The organism is bacterium (assembly GCA_018814885.1).
In the GTDB taxonomy this organism is placed as follows: domain Bacteria; phylum Krumholzibacteriota; class Krumholzibacteriia; order LZORAL124-64-63; family LZORAL124-64-63; genus JAHIYU01.
Genome location: JAHIYU010000075.1, coordinates 55,750 through 75,916 on the forward strand (window position 1 = coordinate 55,750; position 20,167 = coordinate 75,916).

General features: G+C 64.8%; 15 protein-coding genes and 2 rRNA genes. 4 read left to right on the top strand and 13 right to left on the bottom strand.

Translation table 11 applies throughout. The features are described 5' to 3' along the window. Nucleotide 1 precedes the first annotated feature (1 nt). From nuoF to ndhC, 5 genes are read right to left on the bottom strand one after another with little or no spacing between them, the layout of a single operon-like run. Complete coding sequence (gene nuoF / locus KJ554_04610) at nt 2-1,306, bottom strand: NADH-quinone oxidoreductase subunit NuoF (GenBank protein ID MBU0741621.1); 1,305 nt, start codon at nt 1,304-1,306, stop codon at nt 2-4. Between the two features lies 1 nt (nt 1,307). Next, nucleotides 1,308-1,877, bottom strand: a complete 570-nt coding sequence (nuoE, locus tag KJ554_04615; GenBank protein ID MBU0741622.1) for an NADH-quinone oxidoreductase subunit NuoE — start codon at nt 1,875-1,877, stop codon at nt 1,308-1,310. Continuing rightward, nucleotides 1,874-3,592, bottom strand: coding sequence for an NADH-quinone oxidoreductase subunit D (locus KJ554_04620; protein MBU0741623.1), 1,719 nt, complete (start codon nt 3,590-3,592; stop codon nt 1,874-1,876). The genes nuoE and KJ554_04620 overlap by 4 nt, the downstream gene beginning before the upstream one ends. Before the next feature lie 40 nt (nt 3,593-3,632). After that, nucleotides 3,633-4,139 (bottom strand): NADH-quinone oxidoreductase subunit NuoB, encoded by a 507-nt coding sequence (gene nuoB / locus KJ554_04625; GenBank protein ID MBU0741624.1) that lies wholly within the window; start codon nt 4,137-4,139, stop codon nt 3,633-3,635. Further along, nucleotides 4,130-4,501 (bottom strand): NADH-quinone oxidoreductase subunit A, encoded by a 372-nt coding sequence (ndhC, locus tag KJ554_04630; protein MBU0741625.1) that lies wholly within the window; start codon nt 4,499-4,501, stop codon nt 4,130-4,132. The genes nuoB and ndhC overlap by 10 nt, the downstream gene beginning before the upstream one ends. Before the next feature lie 211 nt (nt 4,502-4,712). Between ndhC and KJ554_04635 the strand changes: the two genes are divergently transcribed. Further along, nucleotides 4,713-5,588 carry an aminotransferase class IV gene (locus KJ554_04635; GenBank protein ID MBU0741626.1) on the top strand — a complete coding sequence of 292 codons (876 nt, stop codon included), beginning with the start codon at nt 4,713-4,715 and terminating at the stop codon, nt 5,586-5,588. A gap of 14 nt (nt 5,589-5,602) precedes the next feature. On the opposite strand, the gene KJ554_04640 is transcribed toward KJ554_04635, so the two are convergent. Next, on the bottom strand, nt 5,603-6,211 hold the full coding sequence (locus KJ554_04640; GenBank protein MBU0741627.1) for an NYN domain-containing protein: 609 nt from the start codon (nt 6,209-6,211) through the stop codon (nt 5,603-5,605). A gap of 327 nt (nt 6,212-6,538) precedes the next feature. Between KJ554_04640 and ftcD the strand changes: the two genes are divergently transcribed. Beyond that, on the top strand, nt 6,539-8,254 hold the full coding sequence (ftcD, locus tag KJ554_04645; protein MBU0741628.1) for a glutamate formimidoyltransferase: 1,716 nt from the start codon (nt 6,539-6,541) through the stop codon (nt 8,252-8,254). A gap of 160 nt (nt 8,255-8,414) precedes the next feature. Further along, entirely contained in the window at nt 8,415-10,052 is a 1,638-nt protein-coding gene (locus KJ554_04650) for an MFS transporter (GenBank protein ID MBU0741629.1), read from the top strand. Nucleotides 10,053-10,144: 92 nt separating this feature from the next. Here the strand turns inward: KJ554_04650 and KJ554_04655 are convergent, their stop codons facing one another. Further along, on the bottom strand, nt 10,145-10,849 hold the full coding sequence (locus KJ554_04655; GenBank protein ID MBU0741630.1) for a CpsD/CapB family tyrosine-protein kinase: 705 nt from the start codon (nt 10,847-10,849) through the stop codon (nt 10,145-10,147). A gap of 32 nt (nt 10,850-10,881) precedes the next feature. Then, the gene (locus KJ554_04660) at nt 10,882-12,504 is read right to left on the bottom strand and encodes a hypothetical protein (GenBank protein ID MBU0741631.1); all 1,623 of its coding nucleotides are present in this window, start codon (nt 12,502-12,504) and stop codon (nt 10,882-10,884) included. A gap of 178 nt (nt 12,505-12,682) precedes the next feature. Here KJ554_04660 and KJ554_04665 point away from each other — a divergent pair, with 178 nt between their 5' ends. Next, nucleotides 12,683-13,690 carry a hypothetical protein gene (locus KJ554_04665; GenBank protein ID MBU0741632.1) on the top strand — a complete coding sequence of 336 codons (1,008 nt, stop codon included), beginning with the start codon at nt 12,683-12,685 and terminating at the stop codon, nt 13,688-13,690. Here the strand turns inward: KJ554_04665 and sppA are convergent. The 5 genes from sppA to KJ554_04690 form a co-directional block, all read right to left on the bottom strand. Next, the gene (gene sppA / locus KJ554_04670; protein ID MBU0741633.1) at nt 13,655-15,367 is read right to left on the bottom strand and encodes a signal peptide peptidase SppA; all 1,713 of its coding nucleotides are present in this window, start codon (nt 15,365-15,367) and stop codon (nt 13,655-13,657) included. The two genes, KJ554_04665 and sppA, sit on opposite strands and share 36 nt — an antisense overlap. Continuing rightward, on the bottom strand, nt 15,364-17,715 hold the full coding sequence (locus tag KJ554_04675) for an acetate--CoA ligase family protein (GenBank protein MBU0741634.1): 2,352 nt from the start codon (nt 17,713-17,715) through the stop codon (nt 15,364-15,366). The genes sppA and KJ554_04675 overlap by 4 nt, the downstream gene beginning before the upstream one ends. A 74-nt stretch (nt 17,716-17,789) precedes the next feature. After that, a complete protein-coding gene (locus KJ554_04680) occupies nt 17,790-18,278 on the bottom strand; it encodes a hypothetical protein (protein ID MBU0741635.1) in 489 nt (162 codons plus the stop codon). A gap of 128 nt (nt 18,279-18,406) precedes the next feature. Next, nucleotides 18,407-18,523: ribosomal RNA gene (rrf, locus tag KJ554_04685) — 5S ribosomal RNA — on the bottom strand. A 91-nt stretch (nt 18,524-18,614) separates the two neighbouring features. Then, a 23S ribosomal RNA gene (locus KJ554_04690) occupies nt 18,615-20,167 on the bottom strand; the annotation flags it as partial.

Genomic DNA, 20,167 nt, shown 5'->3' on the forward strand with positions numbered 1-20,167 from the left:
GTCAACTCCTGATCTCGCGCGCCCAGCGCGAGTCCGGCCCCGGCTGCTTGCTCTCGTGTACCAGCGCTTCGAACTCGGGGCGGAAACGCTGCAGGAAACTCCGCATGGGCATCACCGCGGCGTCGGCCAGCGGGCAGATTGTCAACCCGGCCATGCCGTCGCACACTTTCGCCAGCAGGTCGATATCCTCCAGGGTCCCCTCGCCCCTGCGCAGGCGCCGCACGATCCGATGCAGCCACCCCGTGCCTTCCCGGCAGGGCGTGCACTGTCCGCACGATTCGTCCCAGTAGAAGTGCATGAGCACCTGTATCAGCTCCACCATGTCGCAGCGCGCGGGGATGATGATCATGCCGCCGGAGCCGAGCATGGTACCGGCCTCCTGGAGCGATTCGTAGTCCAGCCGCGTGTTCATGGCCTCTTCGGCGGTGAGCACGGGCACGGACGAACCGCCCATGATCACGGCCTTGAGCTCCTCCCCTGCGGCCATGCCCCCCAACCAGTCGTGGAAGAATTCCCTGAAGGGAAGCCCCATGGGGATCTCGTGCACGCCGGGATTGCGGACGGGACCGCTGACGCTGAAGAGCTTCGTGCCGGTGGATTTTTCGGTGCCGAAGCGCCGGTAGGCCTCGGGGCCCTCGTCGACGATGTACGTGACCGCGGCGACGGTCTCCACGTTGTTCACGATGGTCGGCTTCCCGAGGAATCCGGAGACCGCTGGGAAGGGCGGCTTGATCAGCGGCTGTCCCTTGTTGCCGGTCACGGAATTGATCAGCCCGGTCTCCTCGCCGCAGATGTAGGCGCCGGCCCCCTTGTGGACGATCATCTCGAGATCGTAGCCGCTGTCGAGGATGTTGCGGCCCAGGTAGCCGGCCGCGTAGGCCTCGTCGACGGCCTTCCGCACGCGGTCGATAAGCCAGCCGAACTCGCCGCGGATGTAGATGACGCAGAGGCAGGCGCTGACCGCGTAGGAGGAGATGATCGATCCCTCGATCACCGCATGGGGGTCGAAGTCGAGCAGGAAGCGGTCCTTGAAGGTGCCCGGTTCCGACTCGTCGGCATTGACCATGAAGTAGACGGCAGACGCGTCCTTGGGGACGAAACCCCACTTGACGCCCGCCGGGAAGCCCGCGCCGCCGCGGCCGCGCAGCCCCGAGTCCTTGACCAGCTCGGTCACCTTCGGGGGATCCAGCTCGGCGAGGGCCTTGCGCAGGGCCCGGTACCCGCCCTGGGCCTCGTAGACCGGCAGCTTGTGGCCGTCGCGGGTTCCGAAGCGTTTGGAGAGGATCCGGCACTCGTCGCGGTTCATTCTAGTCCTCCAGATCCCGATCGGTGTCGGCCGGCAGCGGCTCGCCCCGGCGCATGCTGTCGAGGATCTCGTCGGCCTTCTTCGGCGTCAGGTGCTCGTAGAGGTGCTTGCCCACGAGCATGCAGGGACCCATGCCGCACGCGCCCAGGCACTCGACGCCCTCCAGGGCGAACATGCCGTCGGGCGTCGTCTCGCCGGCCCGCACGCCCAGCTTCTTCTCCAGTTGCGCCAGCAGGGGGCGCGCGCCCATGATGTGGCAGCTGATGTTATGACAGACCTGGAGCACGTGCGCGGCCTGCGGAACGTCGCGGAACATGAAGTAGAAGGAGATCAATTCGCGGACCTTCGCCTCGGAGATCTCGAGCCGGGCGGCGGTCCAGGCGACCGCCGCATCGCTGATGTAGCCGTGGCGATCCTGGATGAGCCACAAGGTCGGCATCAGCGCGCTGCGCTTGGTCGGGTACCTGGCGACGATGTCGTCGAACGCCGCCCGATCCTCCGCCGACAGGTCGAAGGCGGTGGCCTGCTCCGCCGGTGCGTTCATTTCGCCTGGTCCTTTCGTGGCGCTCATCTGTCGAGCTCCCCGGCGATGATGTTGATGCTGCCGAGGATGGCGACGGCGTCGGGGATCATCAAGCCCTCGATCATGGTCGCGAAGGCGGAGAAGATGGGGAAGCAGGGCGGGCGCACCTTGATGCGGTACGGCGCGCCGCCGCCGTCGGAGAAGCAGTGGAAGCCCAGCTCGCCGTTCGCGCCCTCGCCGGAGCCGTAGGCCTCCCCCCGGGGCACCTTGATGCCCTCGTAGATCAGCTTGAACTGGTTCATGACGCCCTCGATGCTCCCGTAGACCTGCACCTTGGGCGGCAGCGCGACCTGCGGATCGTCCACGATGATCGGGCCCCCCGGCAGTCCGCGGGCCAGCACCTGGCGGATGATCCGTTCGCTCTGCAGCATCTCCTCGATGCGGACCATGATGCGGTCCCGGGTATCGCCGTGCTCGCCCACGGGCACGTCGAAGTCGTACTCGTCGTAGCCCATGTAGGGCGCATGCTTGCGCAGGTCGAAGGCCAGCCCCGTGGCGCGCAGGCAGGGACCGGTGAAGCCCCAGTCCAGGGCCTGCTGCGTCGTCATGGCGCCGATGCCCACGGTCCGGTCCAGGAAGATGCGGTTGCGGGCCACCAGGCCCGTCACCTCGCGGATCGCCACCTGCAGCTTGTCCAGGTTCCGGAAAACAGCCGCTTCGAACCCCTCGAAGATGTCGTGCGAAAGGCCGCCGATGCGCGCGTAGTTGGTGGTCAGACGGGAGCCGCAGAGGGGCTCGATGATGTCGTAGTAGATGCCCTCGCGGATGTTGTAGAAGTACCAGTAGTTGGTCAGGGCGCCGATGTCGACGAGATTGGCGCAGATGCAGACGAGATGGTCGATGATCCGGCTCAACTCGCTGACGACGATCCGGATCGCCTCGGCGCGGGCCGGCGCCTCGACGCCCAGCATCTTCTCGACCGCCGCCGCGTATATGCAGTTGTTGAGCATGGCAGACACGTAGTTGAGACGGTCGGTGTAGGGCATGACCTGCGCCCAGGTGTGGTCCTCGGCCTCCTTCTCGAAGCAGCGGTGCAGATAGCCGATCTCGGATTTGGCCTCGACGATGGTCTCGCCGTCGATCAGGCACTCCACCCGCAGGGCGCCGTGGGTGGAAGGATGGCTCGGCCCCAGGTTGAGGGTCAGCAGGTCCGACGGGAGCTGCGTGCCCGTGGCGGTCTCGGCCCGCGCGGCGGCCCGGGCGACCTCATGGTCGTCGAACAGCTTCTCCGGCGCCGAGAGCACCTGTCCCCGCTCGATGGGGTAGTCCTTGCGCAGCGCGTGGCCCTCGAACTCGTGGTGGCAGAGGATGCGCCGCAGGTCCGGGTGGCCGCGGAAGGGAACGCCGAAAAGGTCGTAGACCTCGCGCTCCGCCCAGTTGGCCGAGGCGTAGAGATCGGAGACGGTGGGCACGTCCTGGCCCTCCTCCACCGCGACCTTCACCATCAACCGCTCACCGGCGGCGAGGGAACGCAGGTTGTAATCGACCTCGAAGCGGGTCGGATCATCGAGGTGGTCCGGATGCTCGCTGAGATCGACGCCCACCACATCCAGCAGCAGCTCGCAACCCGCGCGTTCCTTGAGGTGGCGCACCACGTCGTGCAGGATGGCGCGGTCGACCCGCACCCAGGCGTCGCCCGCATGGGCGCCGCTGGCGAGATCGCCGAATTCGTCGCTGAGGCTCTCCAGAAGCTTCTCGTTCATGCTTCCCCATCCTGTCGGGCCCGGACGTCGCCGGCGCTGATCAGGCTCCCCGGCCGGCCGCGTGACGCTGCGCCGCTGGCACCAGGCCTTCGTTCTGGACCTTTTCCTGCAAGGTGACCAGGGCATGCATCAGGTTCTCGGGGGTCGGCGGACAGCCGGCCACGTAAAAATCGACAGGTATGATCCGGTCGATCCCCTGCAGGGTGCCGTAGTTGTTGTAGAACCCGCCCGTGCTGGCGCAGACGCCCATGGAGATCACCCATTTGGGGTCGCACATCTGGGCATAGATGGTCTGCAGGATCGGCGCCTGCTTGTAGGAGATCGTGCCGGCGACGATCAGCAGGTCGGATTGGCGCGGCGAGAAGCGCACGGCCTCGGCACCGAAACGGCTCAGGTCGCTGTACGACGAAACGGTGCTCATGAACTCGATGGCGCAGCACGCAGTCCCGAAGGGCAAGGGCCACAGGGAATACTTGCGCCCCCAGTTCACGGCCTGCCGCAGCCGCGTGGTGAGGTAGTTGCTGGGGCTGTCGAGGGTCACTGCCATTCCAGCCCGCCTTTCTTCCATACATAGATGAAGCCGATCACCAGCACCGACACGAAGACGCCCATCTCGCCCAGCGCGAAGGCCGCCTGGCCGTTCGCCAGGAATGTGCGGAACAGGAGTGCCCAGGGGTAGAGAAAAACGGCCTCCAGATCGAAGAGCAGGAAGAGCAGGGCCACCAGGAAGAAACGCACGAAGAAGCGCACCTGTATGCCGCCGCGCACCGGTATGCCGCACTCGTAGATCGTTGCCTTCAGGCGGTTGGGCGTGCGCGGACCCAGCCAGTAGCTCAACCCCAGGAACAGCAGCGAGAGGACGGCCGCCAGCGAGACGACGGTCAACAGGGGCACGAACTGTTCGGCCATGGAATCGGCCTCCTCGGAATTCGCGATCCCGTCGCACGCGCGGCGGCGGGACGTCGAGGCGGAAGAGCAGTTGTTAACGTTTCAACGACTGCCACAGGATTAGACACGGCGACCGGGCTTGTCAACCGTGCTTGCACGCACGCCCGCGGACCACATAATGTTGCTGCGCAGCAGCGCCCGGGGATCCGGCACTTCAGGTAAGGTAGAACGCATGATTGTATTTCTCAACGGAAAGTATTGCGCTGCCGGCGAGGCGCGGGTCTCCCTGTTCGACGGCGGCTATCTCTACGGTGACGGCATGTTCGAGACCATACGGCTGTACGTCGGCCGCCCCTTCGACCTCGCCGGACACCTCGCCAGGATGTCCAGCAACCTCGAGACCCTGGGCTACGCCTACCGTCCGTCGCCGCCGGTGATCGGGGACGTGATCGCGGAACTGGTGCGGCGCAACGGCCTGGAATCCCGCGACGCCCGCTGCCGCCTCACGGTCAGCCGTGGTGGCGGACCCGGCGATCCCCTGCCGCTGAGCGGCCACGGCGCGTTGCCGCCCACGGTCTCGATCTTCCTGCAGCCCCTCGATCCCGTCCTGGCGCTCTGGCAGCGGGACGGCATCTCCGTGCTGTCGATGCGCGCGGGTTTCTCGCGAGGCGATTTCCCCCACCTGAAGACCCTGAACTACCTGACCACGGTGACGGCCCTGCGCCTGGCCCACGCGGCCGGTTGCCAGGAAGCCCTGCTCGTCGATGGGGAGAATCGGGTTCTCGAAGGCGCCACGAGCAATGTTTTCCTCGTCAGAACCGGGTCGCTGTACACGCCGCCGCTGGCGCTGGGGCTCCTCGCCGGCCGGACCCGCGACATGATCCTGGCCCTGGCAGCCGCGGGCGGCATCGCCAGCCACGAGGCCCCCTTGTCCATAGCGGACCTGTGCGAAGCCGACGAGGCTTTCCTCTGCGGTTCGGTCAAGGAGATCGTGCCTATCGTCGCGGTGGACGGTTCCCCCGTGGGTGACGGGATGCCGGGGCCCGTCACGCGGTACCTGCTAAGAGAATACCGCCGAGGAGTCATGGACTCTCTCGGCGGTATCTGAGCGCCGGGGGCCGGTCAATATTCGATGGCGTTGTAATCGATCTTGCCGTCGAGAACGTTGCGGATGCGGCTCTGGGGCAGATCCTCGCCAGACCGCTCGGGCGGCGGCGCGTCGAGTGCGATCTGGTCCTTGATAGAGTCCAGGTCGATGTACTCGTCCGATGCGGCGATGAGATCGGTGCTGGTCATCTCCCGCAGCGCACACAGCTCGATGTGCTTGCCCAGTCTCGATACGCTCTCGACCAGTCTCACGAAGTCCCCGTCGCCTGAACAGATGATCACCGTATCGAGATGGGGCAGCATCTCGTAGATGTCGATGGCCATGTCCAGGTCCAGGTTGCCCTTGAAGAACCGTTGCTGGGTGTCGGCCTCCGTGAAACTCTTCAATTCCTTGGTCACGACCTTGAAACCGTTCAGTTTCAGGAAATTGACGAAGTCGATCTTGCCTTCGGACTGGTTGGAGATCGCGGTGTAGAAGTAGGCGCGGACGAGGCGCCTGTTGCCGGCAAGGGTCCGGCACATCTTGAGGTAATCCAACCTCATGTTCAGGTGTTTCGCGCTGTAGTGGATGTTCTCACCATCTATGAAGATGGCCACCTTGTCATTGGAGTCGGGACGGTACATGAGATCAACCTCTCGACGAGTTCTGTGGGGGTCGGGCGATAATACTTTCAGGCCGGGCAACATCGTCGCCGCGGATGATTGACTGTAGTATAATTCCGACCGCCTGCGAGGGCAAACCGGGAAATGATGTTCCTTGCAAGTCATCGGCTCGAGGAATGCGAACGGCCTCCGGCGACCTGCTGCGCTCCGCCGGGCACTTCCGGACGGAGCGGCGGCTGGATTTCATCAGCACCGCCGACTATCTTGCGCTGTGGTATAGGCACTTATGCGCGCGAAGGGTTTTCCGGCCTGTTGCAGCCGGCGCCGGCAACTCGGACGGGAGAGATCATGAAGCTCGTTGAATGCGTCCCCAATATCAGCGAAGGCCGCGATCGGGCCGTCATCGACGCGGTGACCGCGGTGATCGAGGAAGTCGACGGCGTGGCCCTGCTGGACGTGGATCCCGGCGCGGAGACGAACCGGACCGTCATCACCTTCATCGGGACGCCCGCGGGCGTCGCCGAGGCGGCCTTCCGGGTGGTGGCGAAGGCCGCCCAGCTGATCGACATGTCCCGGCACAGCGGCGCCCACCCCCGGCACGGGGCCACCGACGTCTGCCCCTTCGTGCCCGTGCGGGACGTCACCATGGCGGAATGCGTGGCCCTCGCCCGCGAGGTGGGCGAACGCGTCGGCCGGGAACTCGACATACCCGTCTACCTCTACGAGAGCGCGGCCACCCGCGAGGAGCGCCGCAACCTGGCCCACGTGCGCAAGGGCGAGTACGAGGCCCTCCCCGACAAGCTCGGCACCGCGGAGTGGAAACCGGATTTCGGCCCCAACGTCTGGAACACGCATACGGCGCGCACGGGCGCGACGAACGTTTCCGCCCGCGGCTTCCTGGTGGCCTACAACGTGAACATCAACTCCCGCAACAAGTCGATCGCCTCGCAGATCGCTCTGGACATCAAGGAAGCCGGCCGCGCCCAGCGGGACCGGGACGGCAATACCGTCAAGGGGCCCGACGGCCAGACCGTCCTGGCGCCAGGCCCATACCGCCTGGAGGCCTGCAAGGCCGTGGGCTGGGTCATCCCCGAATACGACCGCGCCCAGGTGTCGATCAACCTGGTCAACACGGCGGTCACGAAGCCGCACCAGGCCTTCGAGGCCTGCCGCGAGGCGGCCCGCGACCGCGACGCCCGCGTCACCGGTTCAGAACTGGTCGGGTTGATCCCCGAGAGCGACATGCTCGCCGCCGGCAAGTACTACCTGCGCCGGGCAGGACAGTCGGCCGGCGTGCCGCGCCGTATGCTCATCGAGACCGCGATCCAGAGCATGGGGCTGCGCGACATCGCGCCCTTCGATCCTGCCGAGAAGATCATCGAATACCGGGCCGGACTCGTGGACGGCCCGCTGGTTTCGCTGACCAACCGGGCGTTCGTCGATGTCCTTTCCACCGACGCCCCCGCCCCCGGCGGCGGCTCGGTGGCGGCCCTCGGCGCCGCCCAGGCCGCAGCCCTGGTGGCCATGGTGGCCAACCTGACCGTCGGCAAGAAGACGTACGCCGAATCCCAGGACCGCGTGAAGGAGATCGCGGAGCGGGCCCAGGCGATCAAGGACGACATGCTCAAGGCCATCGACGACGACACCGACGCCTTCAACGCGGTACTGGACACCTTCCGGCTGCCCAGGACGACCGACGCGCAGGCCCGCACCCGTGATCTGGCCACCGCCGCCACCACCCGCCAGGCGATCTCGGTGCCCCTGTCCGTGCTCGAGGCCATGCCCGAGGTGCTGGAACTGGCCGCCGAGGTGGCCGAGATCGGCAACGCGAACTCCCTGAGCGACGCAGGCGTCGCCGCTCTCTGCGCAGGCAGCGGCGCCGAGGGCGCCTACTACAATGTGCTGATCAACCTGGCCTCGCTGGCGGGGCTGCCGCAGGACGAGGAGCCGGAGTTCGTGGCCGAAGTCCGGCGGCGCGCCGCTGCGGCCCGGCAGCACTGCGTGGACCTGCACGCGAAAGTGCGCGACGGCGTGCGCAACCGGCTGGAAGCGGCGCTGGGCTGAACTCTCTCCGTCTGCAGCCGGCAAGACCGGACGCCGGACTTGCCCATCTCGTACACTGGGGACCACATATAGACGTTGTGGACTCTTGACGCGTTTCCCGGCCAGGCATTAGAGTGTCCCGGTGTTTGCGTGAAATCCCGCTTACAGAAAAGGATACCGCATGAGCGACACCACTGCGCGTAGCGAGGGACAAGGAGCGAAGAGCATCGGGCAGGTCGTCTCGGACGCGTTCAAGGAACTCGGGACGACCCTGGTGGCTTTCGTGCGAGCGCCACGCGCTCTCTGGGGCATCAACATCCCCTACATCATCGAGGGCCTCTGCTACTTCGGGGGACTGACCATCCTGGGCAAGTTCTGCTCCGAGAACGTCGGTCTGAACGACGTGGTGTCGGGGTATGTATACAGCGCCGTCACGGGCGGAATCACGCTCGCCATGCTCATCTTCGGCGGTTTCGCCGACAAGATCGGCGTCCGGGCATCTCTGGCCCTCTCGCTGGGCATGATGTCCATCGGTCGCGCTCTGGTCGCCCTGTCCGATACGCTCGGGCTCGAGAACGGCCTCTGGTCGCCCATGTTCATGACGATGGCCGGCGGCCTGCTCATCATGGTCCTCAACTACGGCCTCTACCAGCCGGCCGCATATGCCGGCGTCAAGCGCTACACCAATCCCCAGACCGCGGCCATGGGCTACGCGGTGGTCTACGCCCTGATGAACCTGGGCGGATTCATCTTCGGCGGCCTCTCGCCCGCGGTGCGCAGCACCGTCGGCGGCCACTTCCCGCCCAATGGCCTGGCCGCCGTCTACTGGGTGCTGGCGGGATTGACACTGTCCGGCTCGCTCATCACCCTGCTGGTGATCACGCGCCGGACCGACCGCGCGGCCGTCGCGCGCGTCAAGCTCGAAACCCGGGGAATCCGGACAGCAGGCGACACCGGGGCTGACGCAGAAGGCGGGGCGAAACCGGCCCCAGCGTCCTACAACAAGATGCCTTTCGTGAGCCTGCTCCTGCTCTCCCTGACGGGCCTGGTCATGTTCGTCGTATCCTTCAGCGGCAGATTCGGGCCCATGGATCCGGCGATAGGACGCGCGCCCACCTGGTTCAGTTTCGGCATCCTGGGCCTGACCGCGCTGCTGGGCGCCGGCGCCACGTGGGAATTCCTACGCCACAATCCGGATCATCCCTTCCGGAACAAGCGCTTCGTCTTCTTCATCTTCATCCTCATCCCGGTGCAGACGCTGTTCGCGCACCAGTGGCTCACCCTGCCCTACTACTGCGACCGGGCCTTCACGGGTTCGCCGGTCAGCGAGTACTTCGAGTTCTTCTCGAACCTCAATCCGCTGCTCATCTTCATCCTGGCGCCGCTGGTGGCGGGCCTGACCGCCCGCGCCAACATCTACAAGATGATGATCATCGGCACCACGGTGATGGCGGCGCCCACCTTCCTGCTTACCCTCGGACCGCGCCTCTACCCCCTGATCGGCTACATCGTGCTGATGTCCATCGGCGAGGCCATGTGGCAGCCCCGCTTCCTGCAGTGGATCGCGGAGATCGCCCCCGAGGGCAAGACCGGCGCCTACATGGGCATCGGACAGCTGCCCTGGTTCCTGACCAAGGTCGTCACCGGGCTCTACTCGGGGCATTTCGTGGCCAACTACTGCCCCCTGCCCGGGACCGGCTTGCCCCAGCGGACGGAAATCATGTGGCTCTTCTACGGGATCATCGCCATGGTCTCGCCCGTGGTGCTGGTGCTGGCCAGGAAGTGGATGCAGAAGGGCATGCAGTCCAAGTCGATCTAGGCGGTTGTCGCATGGGCCCGACTCGAGAGCCTGCCGGCGGGGACCGGCAGGCTCGATTTTTTCAACAAGCCGGCATGAGCGTTACGGGCGGATCAGTCGTCTTTGGCCCTGCGCACCCGCTGTCCGTATCCGTAGTACTTATGGTCGTAGTAATAGGGCAACACCTCGGCGAGGTTGTTCGCCACCACCCCGATGATGTTCGTCCCCACGCCGCGCAGGATCCCCACGCCGCGTTCGCAGACATCCCGCGGCGTGCGGCCGGCGAGCACCATGTAGATGGCGCCGTCGACGACATCCACGAACTGCAGGGGATCGCTCACCGGGACCACGGGCGGACTGTCCAGGATCACGATATCGTAGGCGCTCTTCAGCTTGTCGAAGACCGAGCGCACGCGGGCTCCCTGCAAGAGCTTGCTCGGATTCTCGCCGGCGTGCCCGGCGGGCAGGAAATCGAGATTCGCGAGCAGCGTGTTGCAGGGTCTGATGCCGTCATCGTCGCCCCTGAGCAGTTCCGCCAGGCCGGGACCCCGGCCGGTCTGGAAGATCGTGTGCTGGACGGGGCGCCGCATGTCGCCGTCTATCAGCAGGATCCGCTTCTGCATGTGATGGGCCAGCACTTGCGAGAAATGCAGCGAGAACAGGCTCTTGCCCTCGCCGCGCTCCGAGCTGGTGACCATGATGCACCGCTTGCGCTCCAGGTCGAGTTCCCGATTGATGCGGATCATCACGCGTCGCAGTTCGATGGCCAGCGGCGATTCTATGTCGAAGTCCAGCCCCTTGCGCTTCTTCTTCCTCACGAATTCTCCCGTCCGTTGCGAAGCCCGCGGACCTATTGGAAGCGTGGATAGACCCAGAGCAGCCCCACGGCTGCCAGGATCAGGATGACGATCACGATTATGAACCACAGCAGTACGCGCCTGCGCCGGAGATTGTCGAAGGGACCGTCGTCGACGACCGGCAGGGCGCCGATCACCTTCAGCTTCAGGGTCGACTCTATCTGCTGCACCGACTTGAATGACCGGTCGAGCATCTCGGCCAGCAGGACGAGCCCCACGCCGATGGCCAATGCGAGTGCGATGCCCATCATGGCGAGCTTCTTCTTGTCCGGCTCGATGGGACCGAACGGCATGCGGGGTTCCCGTCGCACCTCGATGCGGTAGCCGATCTCGGACATGCTGGCGGCCAGGCTGAGATTCTCCCGGGTGATGTCCTGTTCGATGTTGTGAAGCATGCTCTGGGCCGATTCGACTTCGCTCTGCAGGCGGCTGAGATTTGCGGCTTGTTCGGGTTGGCGGGTCAAGAAGTTCCGATATTCCTCCACCTGTTCGCTGAATCGCGCGGCGACCCTGTCCAGCACATCGCGGTAGTTGAGGGTGTAGAGGTACATGGTGACCGTGCGTCGTTCGGCCCCGCCGAGTTGGGGGTATTCCTCGGCTATCCGGCGGCTCAGTTGCGAATCCAGGGACAGACGCATGGTCCCCAGCAGGTTCTGAGTATCCCGGCCCTGCCGCGCGGTAAGGGCCGTGACGATCTGGTTGTACTCGAGATCCGCGAGGTCGCGCATGATGGCCAGCACATCGGCTTCCCGGCCCACCAACGGCTCCAGCTGGCCTACCGCCGGCAGGACAGCCCGAGCCGCCTCGCGGCTCTGGGTGATGTCGGTGAACTCCAGTTCCTCGATGCGGTGGCGAAAATCGGAGAGCAGTCCCTCGGCCTGGGCCAGGTTCTGCTCGTTGACCGGATTGCCGACGAGAGAGGTAGAGAGCATCGAGCGCTGGAACGCGGTGAGACGCTCCTGGGCGTTCTCGAGCGCGTCAATGTAGATCTGGCGCTGCTCGTTCAGGAAGTCCCGCGTAGTGGTAGTGACTTCGAGGCGCCCGGCCTGCTCCTCCTCCAGAAAACGGTCGAGGATCTCGCGCGCCAGCCTGAAGGCCAGCTCCGGCCTTTCGTGGCGCACGCCGATGGTGAAGATCTGGGATTCCTGGTTTCCGACCCGGATGCTCTTCTCGAGGGTGGAGACCATCCGGTCCATCAACACGCCCTCGACGGGCTTTCCGGCATTCGTGACCTGGCCCGCCTCCACGAGGCCGGGCAACATGTCCAGGACCGTGAGATCGAGCTCGGTCACGACGCGCTGCAGGAAGATCGGGCTGGTGACGATAGTGCGGATCAGGGTCATGGTCTCGCGATCGGCGTCGCGCGAACTCCGGTATCGCGGCATGCCCTCGGTGAGCGTCCGCGCCGCGGTCGCTTCCTGGATCACACGCACTTGCCCGGCGGAGAAATAGATGGGTCGCATGGTCTTGATGGCCACGTAGGCCATCCCCAGACAAAGCACGAAAGGGATTAGAAAGAGCCACTTGCGGCGCATGAACGTGCGCAGCAGGTCGGCGGGGTTGAAACCTGCACCCTGCTGCTGCTCGTCGTCGTCGTACTGATCCATGATCATCATCAAGCCTCGATCTTGCTGGTGGCCTCGCCGCTGGGGCGGAGGGATCGCGAAAGCCAGCCCAAGTTAGCGCAACTCGTCCCCCAGTTCAATCTCGCATCAAGCCGCTGTGTTAACCCGCGGAGACGTGCAGCTCGAAGGCGACACCGCACAGCGACGGAGCAATGGGCAAGGAACTTCGATGTCCTCACAGCCACGGGATCCCGGCGATGTGAGCCGGAAGCTGATGCTGGGACTCTGCGCTCTCCTGACGCAGATTTCCTGCACGGCCGGCCCCGGCCGCACAACCGATCCGGCGGGCGGCGAACCGCCCCCGATCACCGTCGCCGGAACCTATCCGGTCGAGCTGGCGACTTTCATGGACGTCGGCACCGGCACGTTCACCTGGCGCTGGAGCCCACCGGACTCGCGATCGTCGCAGCCTGCCACCCTGATCACGGACGGCCGGCACTGGTCGTGGCGGCTCGTTGCCGACGCCGTGGACGCGGGACTGCCTGAGCGCATATGTCTGGCGCCTGATGAACCGGATATCTGGCACAGCTTCGAGACCCGCACCGATACACTCGCACCCGGCGCCTGGTTTCCACTGCTGCGCCTGACCGTGCGCTCGCCATATTACCACGATCTTCTCGCCCTGCTCCAGGAGCTGATCGCACCGCGCTTCGACCAGCGGGTATGTCACTGGTACAGGCGACCGGTCCCCGTCGGCGCGGATCCGGCCGTGAGCGGCAGCGTCGACCTCGCCGCCTGCTTCCATGACGCCGTGGCCATCTGGAACGCCGGCGCCGAGACGGCGCTTTTCGCTTGGATACCGGACACGGCCCTTGGCACGAGGCTGCTGCACCTGCCTGGTCAGAATCTGCGACCGCCGATGAGCGCGTCCCTGGTCCAGCGCGATGAACAGGGTCGGGCGCTGCGCCTCCAGATCCGGGTCGGCGACACCTATGACGACCCCGTCGACGAACTCTATGCGCGGCGCGGCTTCGTCCACGAACTCGCTCATGCCCTTTTGTTGTGGGGGCACAGCCTCGACCGGGAGCATATCCTCTGGCGTTGCGGGCCCATCGTGGACCGGCCTTCCGACGACGAACGGCGGGCTGTCAGGCTCTTGCAGGTCCTGCCCGACGGGATGGATATCAGCGGCTACGGGCGGTCAACGGAACTCGATTCCCCAGGGCAAGAGCGCTAGGGGACGCCCATCACAGAGTTCGACCTGACGCAGCAGACCCGCACCGGCCATGGTCCGCAACCCTGGCGCGAGGGACGCTGAGGCGCCGCTCTCGTGGAGCGAGCGAATGAGCAATCGTTCCAGCAGCCCGGGTCGACGCTCGCTTGTCACCAGCAACAGGGGCGAGTCCAGCGCCACGTCCAGCATGCGGCGCACCGCGTCCAAGGCCCGGTCGAGTCCGCCTAGATCGTCCACCAGGCCCGCCGCCAGCGCCTGCCGTCCCGTCCAGACGCGTCCCTGCGCGACCTCGTGCACCTGATCGCCGGACATGCCCCGGCCCTGTGCCACGCGGTCCAGGAAACGCCCGTAGAAGGCATCAAGATGCGCCTGCAGCAGGCTCCGCTGGGCAGAGGTGAAAGTTTCTTGGTCGCCGAAGATCAGGGCATTCTCACCGCGATGAACATACTCGCGCTGGACGCCGATCTTCTCGAAGAAGCCGTGCCGATCGATCTTGCCCGCAAAAACACCGATCGAGCCGGTCAGGGTGCCAGGCTCGGCGAAGATGGAATCCGCACCGCAGGACACGTAATAACCACCCGAAGCAGCGTAACCCGACATCGAAGCCACGACCGGCTTGTACGCCCTCGCCGCGACGACCTCGTGCCAGATCACGTCGCTGGCGCTGGCGGAACCGCCAGGGCTGTCCACGCGCAGCACGATCGCATCGACACGATCGTCGCGCGCCGCTTCCCGGAGCCGTTCCGCCACGGTTTCGCTGCCCGCGGCCGGCCCCTGCCAGCCGTCTCTGGAATCGCCGTCGACAATGGTGCCCGCGACGTGCACGAGGGCGACACGCGGCCCCTTGCGGCCGCCGCCCCCCGCGTACACATAATCGGCCAAATCCGAGGTGCGCGTATCCCGGAACATGCTCTCCCTGAAATCCTGGAAGTAGAGGAGCGTGTCCGCCAGGCCTGCGGCTACCGCTCCGGCGCCGTCCCACAAGCCCTTGTCCACCGCCGCCGCCGCTGCTTCGAGAGACAGGCCGCGTCCGGACCGGATCATGTCCAGGAAACGCCGGAAGTGGTCGTCGACGATCGCCTCGATCATCTCCCGGTGCGCCGCCGAAGCCGAAGAGCGCGTCAACATCTCGGGCGCCGATTTGTAGCGCCCCACGTGCACGAAATCCGCCTCCATGCCCAGCTTGCCCAGGGTGCCGGCCAGGAAGATCATCTCGGCGCTCGCGCCGGTGATCATCAGCACGCCTTCCGGCGGCAGGGCCACCGTGCCGGCAGCCAACGCCAGGGCGTATTCGCGCGGTCCTCCCACGGTGAGCCAGGCCGCGACAGGCTTGCCGCTGGCGGCGAAACGCTCCACCGAAGCCCGCAACTCCTCCAGCTTGGCCCAGTCCATGGGCGCAGCCTCGATCTGCAGGATCAGCCCGGTGATGCCATCGTCCCGCGCGGCCCGGCGCAAGGCCGCGGTCATCTCGCTCATGACCGGACGATAGCCCGACGAGATCAGCCCCACCGTGCTCTGGTCCCGCTTCTCGGCATAGGCTCCCTCGATCTTCCAGTGCAGGACGCCATGGGTGGGCCCGCCGACATCGCCTTCCAGCTGCCTCACCAGGAGCCAGCCCGCGAGCAGCGCGCCGGCCGCCAGCATCGAGACGATCAGGATGACGATCCAGAACTTCTTCATGACCTCTCCTCCATGATTACCGGCGCTGCGGCGTCCCGCATCTCGAGGCAGCGGGCGACGAATCCGGCCAGGGCACGAGCCGCCCGGTCGATCTTGCGGAAGACCGGTATGCCGGCCGCTTCGATCATGGTAGCCATGGGATCGTACATTCCACCCGAATCCACGACGACCACGGCGGGCTTGTCCGACCGCGTCAGGATGCGGATGAATTCCCGCGGCTGGGAAGCCGGCCCTTCGAGGTTTTCGCCGTGGGCCCCGGCGGGATCGGCGGGAAGATTGTCGAGAGCCGGCGTGACCGGCACCGAGGAGATGATGGCACAGTCGATGGCGGCGCAGGACACGATCGCCTCCATCGCGAGGACGTAGGACGCGGTATCGGCCATGGGTGTGGCATCGACGGGATTGTCGCGGTGGGCGAACGCCGGCAGGGCCTCGTCCAGAACCGCTTTCACCTGGGGCGTGAAGGGCCGGAGCGTGAAACCGTCCACGATGTCCATCACCACCGAGCATTCGAATCCTGCGTTGCTCATGACGCCGAGGCGATTGCCACGCGCGCGCCGGGACATGAGCATGGTGAAGGTCTTTACGAGATCCTCGAAGTCCTCCAGGGTCTCGGCCACCAGCACCCCCGCCTCCTCCAGGCAGGCGCGGGTGACGTCGTAGTCGCCGGCCAGGGAGGCCGTGTGACTGGCCGCCGCCTGCGCGCCCAGCGGGGTCTTGCCCGCCTTGAACACGATGACCTGCTTCCCTTTAGCGGCTGCTTCGCGCGCGAACGCCGCGAACCTGGCGCCATCGCCCGGCTGGAATCCCTCCACGTAACAGCCGATCACGTCGACCGCATCCACCCGGAGGAAGTGGGCGAGGAAATCCGCAACCGTCAGATCCATCTGGTTGCCGAAGCTGATGCTGGCCCGGGGGTTGATAACACCGTCGTAATTGCTGGCAAATGCCACGAGATAGGCGCCCGACTGGCTGACCAGAGCCAGATTGCCTCCGGCTGCGGCGTCGGCGAAGGGCAGCTTGTAGGGCGGCAGGAAGAAGGTGTTGTACTCGTCGCGGCTGACGATACCCAGACAGTTGCCGCCCACCATGACCGGCCCGCCGTCCCCACGGGCGTGCCCCGCGGCAAGGCTCGCCTCGATGTCGCGGGCGAGCTCCGGATTGCCTGACTCGGCGAATCCGCCCGGGATCAGGATCACGGTCGAGGCGGCGTCCCGCTCCACCAGCTCGGCGATCGCGTCCCGCGCGCCCGCGGCAGGGATACAGACCACCGCCAGATCCACCCTGGCGGGCAGTTCGGAAATGCTCCGCACGCACGCGACGCCGTCGATGCTCTCGCGCTCGGGATGCACGACATGGAGCTTCTCCGCGGCCACGCCCCGCGAGTGCTGCAGATTGCGCATGATGATGCGGCCGGGGTTCGCGCTGCGCGCGCTCACGCCCAGAACGGCGGCGCTGCGCGGGTGCAACAGCTTTTCGATCAGGACCAGGGGGCGGTCCGGCTTCGGCCATTTCCGCCTGGACACCAGCCCGACGCCGTCTATGGCGACGAGCTCGCCATCCCGGGCCACAGCCGGGTTTATCTCGAGCTCCTCGATGGTGAACTCACCATCCTCACCGGGACCGTAGGCCGCGGCGAGTTCCGCGAGATCCATCACCCGGTCCGCGAGGATGTCCGCGGACAGCGGCGGTTCCGGATACAGACGGGACGGTCGGCACAGCAGGGAGAGGAGAGGATGATGCTCCAGTACCACGCTCACCCGTTGCCTGGTCAGACCTGGGACCGGCAGGATCAGCCGGCTACGCCCTCCGGTTCCCTCGCCGTACCACTCGGTCAGAACGCCGCCCAGGCCGATGACGACGACCGGGCCGAACGCCGCGTCCTGCTTCACGCTCAACAAGAGTTCCTGGCCGGCCACGTTCGCGCCGTGGGGCACGAATTCGGTGGCCACGATCCCTTCGACCGACCCGGGAGCGGCGAATTCGAGGCGCCGCAGCATTTCGTCCGCGGCGGTGGACAGATCACCCTCGCTCGGCTCCACCAGGATCCGGACCCCGCCCAGGTCGCTCTTGTGCAGGATGTCGCGCCCCAGGACCTTCAGCACCAGCTTGCCCCGCCCGCCGGCGAGACGGAGCGCCCGTGAAAGCCAATGCTCGCGGCATGCCGCATCCGCGTCAGCAGGCAGGACTTCGTACCCGCAGGTCGTCATCCCGACGGCAGCCAGCAAACCGTAGACCTCACTCTCGCTCAGCCTGCAGCCGCCATCCGTTCCCCCGCCTGGCCCATGACCAGACGGCAGGATCGCTGCCAGAAAGGAATCGATGAGCTCGTGTCGTTCGGTCGGCAACGTCCCTCCTCCACAAGGGTTGTCGCTCTCGGCTCTTGTCCGGCGAAGGAGCGGCAGGAGGCGAGGCGCGAGCTTCAGAATCCCAAACCTGCAGAGATCGTGAGGAAATCCGTGTCACCAAGATGGTGCCACAGGCCCTTGATCTCAAGGAGAGCGAACTTGGTGCCGGTGCCGATCACGATGGTGAACTCCGTATCCGGGTCCAGATCCACGCCGCCGACCTCGGCGCTGGGGAAGGTGTAGCCAAGACCGCCGAAGACCGCCGGCCCGGCCGGAATGGTCAAGCTGCCGGTGGCCAGTACTTCCAGGAAGGAGAAGCTGTCGTCGCCGGAGCCGGGCAAGCGGTTGTAGATCACGGTGGGACCCGCGGAAAAGGTCAAGGGCACGACCGGGAAGTGCATGGAGACGCCCCCGTGATAGCCCACATCCGCTCCGTCATTGAGGTCGCCCACGGGGAGCGTGAAACCAGCGAGCAGCTGGGTGCCGGCCAGCGCGGGCACCGCGCAGGCTAGGACAGCGAGCAGAATGGCCATACGTAAGGGGAGCAGCTTGGGGATAAACATGCGAGTCTCCTTTCTCGGCAGCGTTCGCGCTGGTTGATCCGTCACGAGCGGCATAGAGTCTACTACAACGGTGTACGGCGGCAGACGAAAAAAAGGGGCGCCGGCTAGATTTGCCAGCGCCCCCGAGAATCCGGCGGCGTCCTACTCTCCCACACAGTTACCCGTGCAGTACCATCGGCGCAGCGGCGTTTCACTTCTGTGTTCGGAATGGGAACAGGTGGTTCCACCGCGCTATAGCCACCGAAAGACGGTGTCGTTAATGACCGAATATAGAGGGCATCAGAAGACACATCTTCACATGCAATCGCCGCGACTTTCCCCACGGGGGGAAAGAAGATGATTAAGCCTCACGGCTTATTAGTACTGCTCGGCTGAACACATCGCTGTGCTTACACCTGCAGCCTATCAACCTCGTGGTCTACAAGGAGCCTTCAGAGACTAAGTCTGGGAGATCTCATCTTGGGATGGGCTTCACGCTTATATGCTTTCAGCGTTTATCCCTTCCGTGCATAGCTACCCTGCGATGCCGCTGGCGCGACAACAGGTACACTAGGGGCACGTCCATTCCGGTCCTCTCGTACTAGGAACAGCTTCCCTCAAATCTCCTACGCCCACAGCAGATAGGGACCGAACTATCTCACGACGTTCTAAACCCAGCTCGCGTACCACTTTAATCGGCGAACAGCCGAACCCTTGGGACCTTCTTCAGCCCCAGGATGTGATGAGCCGACATCGAGGTGCCAAACCTCCCCGTCGATGTGGACTCTTGGGGGAGATTAGCCTGTTATCCCCGGCGTACCTTTTATCCGTTGAGCAACGGCCCTTCCATACGGGACCGCCGGATCACTAAGACCAACTTTCGTTCCTGCTCGACTTGTAGGTCTCGCAGTCAAGCTCCCTTATGCCTTTACACTCTACGCGTGATTGCCAAACACGCTGAGGGAACCTTTGTGCGCCTCCGTTACTCTTTAGGAGGCGACCGCCCCAGTCAAACTACCCACCACGCACTGTTCCCTACCCGGATCACGGAATAGGGTTAGACACCAAATAGCATCAGGGTGGTATTTCAAGGTTGGCTCCACGGACACTAGCGTGCCCGCTTCATAGCCTCCCACCTATCCTACACAAACACTACCTAATGCCAATGCGAAGCTGTAGTAAAGGTGCACGGGGTCTTTCCTTCTAGCTGCGGGTAGGGCATTTTCACCGCCAATTCAATTTCGCCGAGTACCTTGTGGAGACAGCGCCCAAGTCGTTACACCATTCGTGCAGGTCGGAACTTACCCGACAAGGAATTTCGCTACCTTAGGACCGTTATAGTTACGGCCGCCGTTTACCGAGGCTTCGGTTCAGAGCTTCGCCCGAAGGCTAACCCCTCCCCTTAACAGATCGGCACCGGGCAGGTGTCAGTCCCTATACGTCGTCTTGCGACTTAGCAGAGACCTGTGTTTTTAGTAAACAGTCGCTCAGGCCTTTTCACTGCGGCCACTTTTGGCTTCACCGGCAAGCGGCTTCACCTACTCATGGCGCCCCTTCTCCCGAAGTTACGGGGCCATTTTGCCGAGTTCCTTCACAAGGGTTCTCTCGAGCACCTTAGGATTCTCTCCTCACCTACCTGTGTCGGTTTGCGGTACGGTTACTATTGACTTAGCCCTAGAGAATTTTCTTGGTAGAATTATCACCTAAATTGGTCCGGCCTTAACCAAACCTTTTGCCGACTTTCAGGCTTTATAATCCCGGATTTGCCTAGGATCACCCTAATTGCCAGCAGCGAACATAACCGAATTTCGCTTAGACTCAAATTCTACGTCCTCCCTTCGGAAATCAATAGTAGTGCAGGAATATTAACCTGCTTGGCCATCGACTACGCTTTTCAGCCTCGCCTTAGG

Coding starts and splice junctions, on each gene's coding strand:
- KJ554_04640 (MBU0741627.1), bottom strand. CDS start 6,211: ATGTACCGTCCCGACTCCAATGACAAGGTGGCCATCTTCATAGATGGT.
- KJ554_04620 (MBU0741623.1), bottom strand. CDS start 3,592: ATGAACGAGAAGCTTCTGGAGAGCCTCAGCGACGAATTCGGCGATCTC.
- ftcD (MBU0741628.1), top strand. CDS start 6,539: ATGAAGCTCGTTGAATGCGTCCCCAATATCAGCGAAGGCCGCGATCGG.
- sppA (MBU0741633.1), bottom strand. CDS start 15,367: ATGAAGAAGTTCTGGATCGTCATCCTGATCGTCTCGATGCTGGCGGCC.
- KJ554_04660 (MBU0741631.1), bottom strand. CDS start 12,504: ATGATGATCATGGATCAGTACGACGACGACGAGCAGCAGCAGGGTGCA.
- nuoF (MBU0741621.1), bottom strand. CDS start 1,306: ATGAACCGCGACGAGTGCCGGATCCTCTCCAAACGCTTCGGAACCCGC.
- nuoE (MBU0741622.1), bottom strand. CDS start 1,877: ATGAGCGCCACGAAAGGACCAGGCGAAATGAACGCACCGGCGGAGCAG.
- ndhC (MBU0741625.1), bottom strand. CDS start 4,501: ATGGCCGAACAGTTCGTGCCCCTGTTGACCGTCGTCTCGCTGGCGGCC.
- nuoB (MBU0741624.1), bottom strand. CDS start 4,139: ATGGCAGTGACCCTCGACAGCCCCAGCAACTACCTCACCACGCGGCTG.
- KJ554_04635 (MBU0741626.1), top strand. CDS start 4,713: ATGATTGTATTTCTCAACGGAAAGTATTGCGCTGCCGGCGAGGCGCGG.
- KJ554_04680 (MBU0741635.1), bottom strand. CDS start 18,278: ATGTTTATCCCCAAGCTGCTCCCCTTACGTATGGCCATTCTGCTCGCT.
- KJ554_04665 (MBU0741632.1), top strand. CDS start 12,683: ATGTCCTCACAGCCACGGGATCCCGGCGATGTGAGCCGGAAGCTGATG.
- KJ554_04650 (MBU0741629.1), top strand. CDS start 8,415: ATGAGCGACACCACTGCGCGTAGCGAGGGACAAGGAGCGAAGAGCATC.